At 70.3% G+C, this 8,661-nt stretch carries 9 protein-coding genes; 5 read left to right on the top strand and 4 right to left on the bottom strand.

Annotated elements, in window-relative coordinates; genetic code table 11:
- The coding region (locus tag IZR01_RS26705) for a helix-turn-helix domain-containing protein (RefSeq protein ID WP_194925448.1) at positions 1-292 on the bottom strand (292 nt) is incomplete at its 3' end.
- A 170-nt stretch (positions 293-462) separates the two neighbouring features.
- On the opposite strand from IZR01_RS26705, the gene IZR01_RS26700 reads away from it, so the two are divergent.
- Complete coding sequence (locus tag IZR01_RS26700; protein ID WP_194925447.1) at positions 463-1,899, top strand: MFS transporter; 1,437 nt, start codon at positions 463-465, stop codon at positions 1,897-1,899.
- A gap of 50 nt (positions 1,900-1,949) precedes the next feature.
- Here the strand turns inward: IZR01_RS26700 and IZR01_RS26695 are convergent, their stop codons facing one another.
- The gene (locus IZR01_RS26695) at positions 1,950-2,984 is read right to left on the bottom strand and encodes an aldo/keto reductase (RefSeq protein WP_194925446.1); all 1,035 of its coding nucleotides are present in this window, start codon (positions 2,982-2,984) and stop codon (positions 1,950-1,952) included.
- A 115-nt stretch (positions 2,985-3,099) separates the two neighbouring features.
- On the opposite strand from IZR01_RS26695, the gene IZR01_RS26690 reads away from it, so the two are divergent.
- The 3 genes from IZR01_RS26690 (at position 3,100) to IZR01_RS26680 (ending at position 5,367) form a co-directional block, all read left to right on the top strand.
- Positions 3,100-3,684 carry a TetR/AcrR family transcriptional regulator gene (locus tag IZR01_RS26690; protein ID WP_228554709.1) on the top strand — a complete coding sequence of 195 codons (585 nt, stop codon included), beginning with the start codon at positions 3,100-3,102 and terminating at the stop codon, positions 3,682-3,684.
- Between the two features lie 52 nt (positions 3,685-3,736).
- Positions 3,737-4,489, top strand: a complete 753-nt coding sequence (locus IZR01_RS26685) for a TetR/AcrR family transcriptional regulator (RefSeq protein WP_194925445.1) — start codon at positions 3,737-3,739, stop codon at positions 4,487-4,489.
- 164 nt (positions 4,490-4,653) lie between these two features.
- Complete coding sequence (locus IZR01_RS26680) at positions 4,654-5,367, top strand: SDR family oxidoreductase (protein WP_194925444.1); 714 nt, start codon at positions 4,654-4,656, stop codon at positions 5,365-5,367.
- Positions 5,368-5,423: 56 nt separating this feature from the next.
- Here the strand turns inward: IZR01_RS26680 and IZR01_RS26675 are convergent, their stop codons facing one another.
- On the bottom strand, positions 5,424-5,846 hold the full coding sequence (locus tag IZR01_RS26675; protein ID WP_194894807.1) for a tautomerase family protein: 423 nt from the start codon (positions 5,844-5,846) through the stop codon (positions 5,424-5,426).
- Between the two features lie 130 nt (positions 5,847-5,976).
- On the opposite strand from IZR01_RS26675, the gene IZR01_RS26670 reads away from it, so the two are divergent.
- Positions 5,977-6,885 (top strand): LysR family transcriptional regulator, encoded by a 909-nt coding sequence (locus tag IZR01_RS26670; protein WP_194925443.1) that lies wholly within the window; start codon positions 5,977-5,979, stop codon positions 6,883-6,885.
- 128 nt (positions 6,886-7,013) lie between these two features.
- Here IZR01_RS26670 and IZR01_RS26665 read toward each other — a convergent pair whose 3' ends face one another.
- A complete protein-coding gene (locus IZR01_RS26665) occupies positions 7,014-8,651 on the bottom strand; it encodes a phospholipase C (protein WP_194925442.1) in 1,638 nt (545 codons plus the stop codon).
- Between the last annotated feature and the right edge of the window lie 10 nt (positions 8,652-8,661).

Below are 8,661 nucleotides of genomic sequence, written 5' to 3'. Positions count from 1 at the left end.
GGGGTGCGGTGGCCGCGGGGCGGGCGAGGTCTGTCAGGTGGACCGTCTCGTCGTCGGTGAGGCGCAGGGTGCGCGCGATCGCCTTGAGCAGCCCTTCGGAGACGCTGGTGGAACGGCCCTGTTCGAGGCGGGTGTAGTGGGTGATGCTGACGTTGGCCAGCATCGCCAACTCCTCACGGCGGAGCCCGGTGACGCGGCGGCGGGACGGGTGCGGCGTGATGCCGACCTCCTCGGGGCGCAGCGCGGCGCGGCGGGACTTGAGGAATTCTCCCAGCTCGGACGGCGCGTCCATGGATACCTCCGGTTCGGCGGGCGGCGAGGCGGTCGCCGTTCACCTTCCATGATGCCTGCCGGTCCGGACGGCCGGGAGCCGTGAGGGTAGTCAAGTAATGACTACCCTCACGCTGACTGCGCAAGGCTGGGTTCTGGCTGGGAATCCGGGCTCCGACGAGCCTGTTTCCCATGACTGCTATTGATACCGAGCTGGCCGCAGGTGCGCCGGGCAGCACAGCGCCGGCCGTACTGACCCCGCGGCTCCGGCTGATCCTCGTCCTGCTGCTCGCCACGCAGTTCACGCTGGCCGTGGACTTCGCCATCCTGAACGTCGCGCTGCCGGTGATCGGCCGGAGCCTGGGCTTCTCGCTGGCGCACCTGCAATGGATCGGCACGTCCTTCGCGCTGTGCGCAGCCGGGTTCACGCTGTTCTTCGGCCGGGTCGCGGACCTGTTCGGACGCCGGCGGCTGTTCCTCGGCGGGCTCGCGGTCCTCGGCGCGGCGTCGGTGGTGGGCGGGCTGGCACAGAACCCTGAGATGCTGATCACGGCGCGCGTCTTCCAGGGACTGGCCACCGCCGCGGTGACACCCGCCGGTCTGTCCCTGCTGACGACCTCGTTCCCCGAAGGCCCGCTGCGGGAGAAGGCGCTCGGGCTCAACGGGGCGCTGATGTCCACCGGCTTCACGACCGGCGCCATCCTCGGCGGCGTGCTCACCGATCTGTTGTCGTGGCGCTGGGCCTTCTTCATCAACGTGCCCGTCGCGCTCGCGGTCTTGTTCATCGCCCCGACGGTCATCAAGGAGTCCCGGCCCGTCGAGCGTCCGAAGCTGGACCTGCCCGGCGCGGTCACCGTCACCCTCGGCTTGCTGGCCATCGTGCTCGGCCTGGCCCAGGCCGGCGAGCAGGGCTGGGGTTCGGCCGGCGCGCTGCTCCCCATCGCGGTGGGCCTGGCGCTGCTGCTGGTCTTCTACGCCGTCGAGCGCAAGGTCCCCTCGCCGTTGGTCCCGCTCAGCGTCCTCGGCAAGCGCTCGGTGGCGTGGGGCAACGTCGCCGGCCTGATCGCCTTCCTCACCGAGACCTCGCTCGTCTTCCCGCTGACCCTCTACTTGCAGCGGGTCCTCGGCTTCTCCCCACTCGCCGCCGGGCTGTCCTTCGGCGTCCTCGGCACCGGCACCGTCCTCGGCGGCACCATGGCCCCGAAGGCCATCGGCCGTCTCGGCAGCAAGCGCACGCTGATCATCGGGGGACTCCTCCAGGCCGTGTTCACCGCAGCCCTCCTCGGCCTTGGTGCCGACCGCACCTGGCTCTGGCTGATGCTGGTCGCCAGCTTCCTCGGCGGCATCGGCAACATGCTCGCCATCGTCGGCTTCATGGTCACCGCCACCTCCGGCCTCGCCGACCACGAACAAGGCCTGGCGACAGGCCTGGCCACCATGACCCAGCAAGTGGGCATCACCATGGGCACCCCCATCATGAGCGCCATCGTCACCGCCACGATGGCCGGCACCGGCGCCACGGCCATCCTGGGCGGACTGCGCGTCGCGATCGGCGTGAACGCCGGCATCGTGCTGCTGGGGGTGCTGACCACCGCGGTGTTTCTCCGCGACGGTCGGGCGAGGAGCTGAAGCCGCGCGGAGCGAAGATGTCTCGGCGGCGCCGCCAGATCAGCGCTCTGCTACCCCCTTCGGAACGCGGCTTCCAGCGAGCGCGTCCCGTACTCCCAGAAGTTGTCGGCGACGTTGACCGTCTCGCCGGGACGCACGATCCGGTCGATCCGGTCCAGCACGTCCGCGCTCAGCTCGACCCCGTCCGCGGCCAGGTAGCCCTCCAGGTGCTCCATCGTGCGCGGGCCGATGATGGCCGAGCTGACCGCGGGGTGCCGCGTGGCGAACGCGGTCGCCAGCTGGACCAGGGTCAGCCCGGCCTCGTCGGCGAGCGTGCCGAGGGCGTCGGCGGCGGCGAACTTGGCGGCGTTGGCCGGGGCGGTGGCGTCGTACGCGGCGGCGCTCCGAGCGCGGGCCGGGGAGCCGGGACCGCTGATCTGGGCGCCCGTGCGGTACTTGCCCGAGAGCCAGCCGCCGGCCAGCGGGCTGTAGGCCAGCACGCCCAGGCCGTGGCGCGCCGCGGTGGGCAGCAGGTCGTATTCGACCGCCCGGGTGAGGATCGAATACGGCGCCTGCTCGCTGCGCATCCGGCCGAAGCCGCGACGGTCGGCGACCCACTGCGCCTCCACGATCTGCGAGGCGGGCATCTTCGAGGCGCCGAAGGACCGGATCTTGCCGGCGCGCACCAGATCGGTGAGCGCGCCGAGCGTCTCGTCGATGTCGGTGGACGGGTCCGGGGCGCCGAGTTGGTACAGGTCGATGTAGTCGGTGCCGAGGCGGCGCAGCGAGCCTTCGACGGCCCGGGTGATCCAGCGCCGCGAACCGCCGCGGTGGTTCGGGTCGCCGCCGAAGGAGACCCCGAACTTGACGGCCAGGATCACCTCGTCCCGGCGTCCGTCGGCCAGCGCCTTGCCCAGGATCTCCTCCGACTCGCCGTTGGAGTAGCCGTCCGCGGTGTCGATGGTGGTGATGCCGGCGTCCAGGGCCGCGTGGACGATCCGGACCGCGTCGTCGTGGTCGGGGTTGCCGAAGGCGCCGAACATCATCGCGCCGAGCGTGAGCCGGCTGACCGAGATTCCGGTGGCTCCGAGCGGTCGGTACTCCATGAGGACTCCTTTCGCCGGCCGTGGGCAGGGCCCCGGCAGGCGGGTAGGCTGGGATCGAAGCGAAGTGGATAGGCTTTCCACTTCACCCTAGGACTGAAACGGATAGGCTGTCCACTTGACTGCGGAACCGACCCCGAAACCGCTGCCCCCGGCAGCGCGCCGCACCGACGCCGAACGCAACCGCGCCAAGATCCTCACCGTGGCCCGCGCGGCGTTCGCCGATCCGGACGCCGAGGTGTCGATGGCGGAGATCGCCCGGCGGGCCGGCGTCGGCATGGCCACCCTGTACCGCAACTACCCCGGCCGTCCCGAACTGCTCCAGGCCCTCTACGCCGACGAGGTGGACGCCATCTGTCAGGCTGCTGAGACCGCCGACGGCCAGCCGCCGGGCGAGGCGCTGCAAGCCTGGCTGCGGCAGCTGTTCGCCTTCTTCGCCGGCAAGCGCCACCTCGCCGCCGAACTGCTCAAGCACACCGACCGGGGCGACCCGCTGTTCGAGGGCAGCCGCGCCCGGGTCGTCGCGGCCGGGGCGCCGCTTCTCGCCGCGGCCCAGGCCGCGCACGCCATCCGGGACGACCTCGACATCGAGCAGGTCCTCGACCTCGTCCACGCGGTCGCCACGATCCGCGGCGACGCGGCCCGCGTCCGGCCGCTGCTGCAAGCGGCGCTGGACGGGCTCCGCGGCCCGAAGGCGGGCTGATCCCGGGCTGCTCCCGGTCCCGTCCCCGCGCGGCTTGTTTACGCTGTCAGCCATGCGAGGAGATTCCACGGCCCCGAACGCCGACGAGCAGCGCGTCCCGGACCGGGCCGGACGGACTCGCGGCCCGCGGCGCGCGCTGGTGGAGGCGGAGATCCTGGACGAGGCGGCGCGGCTGTTCGCCACCCGGGGCTTCGCCGCGACCAGCATGCAGGAGATCGCGACCGCCCTCGGAACGAGCCGTCCGGCGCTCTACCACTACTTCACCGGGAAGGACGAGATCCTCACCCGCCTGGTGCAGGGGCTGGCGGACGACTCGCGCCGCGCGCTGGACCGGGCCGCGGCGGTCCGGGGCGGTGCCGAGGAGCGGCTGGCCGGCCTGGTCCGCGCGCTGGCCGCGCCGATCGCCGCCGCGCCGCTGCGCGCGCGGCTCATCCGCAGCAGCCTCATCGAACTGCTCGACCGGGACGGCCAGTTCGCCGCCGTGCGCAACGAGGTCTTCCTGGCCGTCTCCGGCGTGATCGACGAGGGCTGCGAATCCGGGGAGTTCCGGCGCTGCGACGGCCGGGTCGCGGCGTTCTCCATCCTGGGCATGATCAATTGGCTGGCCTGGTGGTACAACCCGGCCTCGGGGCCCTCGGTGGAGGCGCTGAGCAGCGAACTCTCCGAGCTGGCGCTGGCGATGGTCCGCGCGCACACCGCCGATCGCAGCCCGGCCGGCGTCTCGGGCGCGATCGCCGCCATGCGCCGTGACCTGGACTTTCTCGAGCGCGCGGTGTGTGGTGACGGCGGAGTGAGGAAAGCCTGACGGCTGTGTTGATTATTCAACGTCGGTGTTGACAGCAGAGACTGTCAACGCCAGCCTGGACGTATGAACGTTCTTCTTCACCTCACAGATTCCTCGGCCATGGAATGGAACACCCCGGCGGAGTGACGCCCGGCATAGCGGATCACTTGAAAGGTCGTAAGAGCATGCAGTCGGTCGTGATCATCGGGGCCACGCAGGGAACCGGTAAGGCACTGGCGGCCGAATACGCGCGGCGCGGCGCCGACGTCGTGATCACCGGGCGCAGCGCGGAACGGGCTGCCGACGTGGCAGCCGAACTGGCCAAAGACGTGCCGGGCACGGTCACCGGCCTGGCCCTGGACCTGACCAGCCCGGCCGAGATCGTCGACCGGCTGGCAACGGTCGAGCGGGTCGACCGGCTCGCGCTGGTCGGCGTGGTCCGGGACCGCAACACGATGGCGGCCTACGACGTGGCCAAGGCCGGCGAACTGGCCGTCACCAAGGTCGTCGGCTACACCGCGGTCGCCAGCGCGCTCGCCCCGCGGATGGCCCAGGACGCCTCGATCCTGCTGTTCGGCGGCGTGGCCAAGGACTACCCCTACTTCGGATCGACCACCGTGTCCGCGGTGAACGCCGCGGTCACCGGGCTCGTGCGCATGATGAGCCACGAACTCGCCCCGGTGCGGGTCAACGCGCTCCATCCCGGGATGATCGGGGACAGCCCGTTCTGGACGGAGAACGCTGACGCGGCGGCGGCCGTCGTGGACAGCGCCCGCAGCGCCTCGCTGACCGGGCGGCTCGGCACCATGGGCGATGTGGTCGACGCTTGCCTGTTCCTGCTGGAGAACGCTTGGGCTAACGGCATCGATCTGTCCTTGGACGGTGGTCGACGCTTCTGAGGGTTCGTTCTCGCGTGCTGTAGAGCAGCTTCTCGGCTCTCGGCCAGTGCGAGCCCTTAGGCGACGTCTTGCGCGACGGCCGTCATGCGTTCGTCGTAGCCCGTCTCGGGATTGACGACGCGGCCGGCCGCCCACCAGTTCTCGCGGGCGGTCTCCTGGATCACCAGCAGGAAATCCTCCTCGGGGACGTCGGCGTACAACCGGAGGTTGGCGACGACTGCTCGGAAAAGCTCGTTCTTCTCCTCCGGCGTGCGCTGGTTGAAGGCGAACTGGATGAACATGGTGCGCTCACCGCGGCGGATGCCGAAGGCGACCGGCTGGATGACGAAGTTTTCAGCGGGGACTTCGTGGAAGACGTGGAACTGGTCGTCCTGGGGGATTTTCAGCACCTCGACCATGGACTTGTGGAGGGCCTCGGAGACGAGGCGGCGGTGCTCGGGGGTGGTGCCCTGGCGGAGGTAGATGTTGATCAGGGGCATGGTTCTGCCTTTCTGGTGCTGAGCAATAGCTGCGCGAGCGCCAGGCGCTACGCGTTCATGCTCTCGACGCTAGAGACCGCGCGGGCATTCCGCCAACGAATGCCCGGCATACTGGATATGCTGTCTCCTCATGGACATGACGCTGGTCGGGCTGCGGGTCCTGCGTGAGGTGGCCGAGCGCGGCACCTTCACCGCCGCGGCCGAGGCGCTGGGCTACACGCAGTCGGCCGTCTCCCGGCAGGTGGCCACCCTGGAACAGGCGACCGGGGCCCGGCTGTTCGATCGCTATCCCGGAGGCGTGCGGCTGACCAGCGCGGGGCAGGCGCTGCTGCGGCACGCCGTCACGGCGTTGGAGGCGCTGGAGGCCGCGGACCGGGAGCTGCGCGGGGCGCAGGATGACAGCGGACGCGTGCGGCTCGGGTTCTTCCCTGCCGCCGGGCCGGTCATGGTCGCGAGGGCGCTCGCGGCGCTTCGTCGGCAGCGGCCGCACATCCAGGTCAGCACGCGGGAGGGCACCACTCCGTCATTGGTACGGGCGCTGCGGACCGGGGCGCTGGACCTCGCGGTGCTGTCGTCGCGTCCGCCGCACCGGTCGCCGGACATGGACGATCCGCCGCTGCACGTGGAGCCGCTGCTGGAGGATCGCTTGGCCCTGGCGGTACCGGCCGCCGGACGGTTCGCGAACACCGCGAGCGTCACCACGGAGCAACTGGCGGACGAGACGTGGATCGCCAGCCCGGCCGGCATCGACGAGCCCTTACTGGGCGTCTGGCCGGGATTCCCGGGCCGACCGCGAGTCCAGCACGCCAGCCGCGACTGGCTGACCAAACTGCATCTGGTCGCGGCCGGGTTGGGGATCACCACCGTGCCGTCGACGATGCTGGCCGCGGTTCCGCCGGGGGTGCGGTTGGTGGGGATCGACGGGGTGCCCGAGGAACGGCGGCGGGTCAGCCTCGTCCGGCTGCCCGGGGCCGGCCGGGCTTCGGTGGACGCGGTGGCGCTTGCTTTGCGGGAGGAAGCCGGTGTGCTGGCTGAGTAGGACGGATGGTTCCACGGGGGGTTCTCGGCTCGCCGAGACAACAGGAGCCACCGGCGCCGTCCCCTCGACTCTCCGAGGATCCGACCGCCGATGGCTCCAGGCGCTGAGCGCCGCTTCCTACCGACCGACTACCACCGCGAGGTGACGGCGCCCGTCTTCGGGTTCAGGATGATCTTGTTCCAGACGTCCGGGAAGCTGAAGTCGAACATGTTGCGGATCGAGCCGGCGTTGGCGTCGAACGAGCCGTTGCCGACGCGGCCCAGGTTCCAGTTGTTCTCGACGAACTGCAGGATCGAGGACTGCGAGATCTGGTTGTGGCTGATGTAGTTCTGCTTGCTGTAGGGCGAGATCACCAGGAAGGGCTGGCGCGGGCCCACGCCGCAGCGGTCCGCCTGGCCCTTGGCCGGCGCGGCCGCGGTGCAGGCGGGGGAGCCGTCCAGCGAGGTGTTGGAGCCGCTGACGATCTGGCCGGACTGGTGGTCGTACCAGCCGTCGGAGTCGTCGTAGGCGACGATGACCGCCGTGTCCTTCCAGTCCGGGGACTTCTGGATGGCGTTGATCTCGGTGGCGATGAAGTTCTGCTCGTCCAGCGGGTCGGAGTAGCCGGCGTGGCCGTCCTGGTACTCGGCCGCCTTGAGGAAGCTGACGGCCGGGAGGTGGCCGGTGTTCAGGGCGGTGCTGAACGCCGACAGGTCGTACTGGTGGTTGGCCTGGTCGGTCTTGCCGATCATCGAGGTCTTCGACGGCGGCAGGTGGTGCGGGTTGGCCGTCGACTTGAAGTACTCGAAGGGGTCGTGGTGCGCCGAGTAGTCGGCGGAGGAGTTGCCGCCGACGTTGCTGTGGGCGGCGCCGCACTGGGCGTAGCCGTTGGCCGACTTGGCGGCGGTGGTGGTGGGGGCGAAGCCGCCCTGGAACCAGCCCCAGGTCACGTTCTTCTTGTTCAGCAGGTCGCCGACGTTGGTGCCGGACAGGGCGGCCAGCGGCGAGGTGGACGCGTGGCCGTTGTCCGAGCAGTCGTCGTAGGCCGGGTCGGCGTCGGTGTACAGGGTGCCGACGCCGGAGGCGTTCGGGCTGCCGATGAAGGAGGCCGAGACCGGCTGGCCGGTGGTGGAGTTCACCGCGGTGGCGCCGTAGGTCTGGCCGGAGATCAGGTTGAGCGCGCCGGGGGTGGACGGGCCGAACACGTCGCTGTAGGAGTTGTCGCTCATCGCGTAGTTCTGAGCGTAGTTCCACAGGCCGGTGACGGTGTTGCCGTCGTAGTAGTCCATCCCCAGGCCGGGCGCGCCGTACAGGACCGGCATGCCGGTGCAGGTGGCCACGGTGGTGTTCTGGACGTACTTGTCGTTCTTGCCGCCGTCCGAGGCGTTCTGCTCGGCCGTGTAGCCGTGGTTCTGGTCGCAGGTCAGCGCCTGGCTCGAGGAGAGCCGCTGCGGGTTGTACTGGTTCGGGTTCGCCGTCAGCAGCGAGGGCGTCAGGCCGTTCGACTTCGGCGTGTCCCACTTCGCGGTGAACGGCGTGCCGTCGCCGTTGTTCGCGGCCTTCGGGTAGGTGCCGAAGTAGTGGTCGTAGGAGACGTTCTCGTCGAAGAGGACGACCACGTGCTTGATCGGGGTGGTGGTGCGGCTGTCCCCGTTGCCGTCGTGGCCGTGGTGCCAGTCGTACCCGGACGCGAACGCGCTCGGGGTGGCGACAAGACCGATCACCGCGGCGGCGGCCGTGGGCAGGACCCACTTCCGGTGGATCAGTCGTTTCTTGCTCTGCGACATCGGATCTTCT

The organism is Catenulispora pinisilvae, assembly GCF_015356865.1.
GTDB classification, from domain to species: domain Bacteria; phylum Actinomycetota; class Actinomycetes; order Streptomycetales; family Catenulisporaceae; genus Catenulispora; species Catenulispora pinisilvae.
This window is presented reverse-complemented; position numbering and strand designations above follow the sequence as displayed.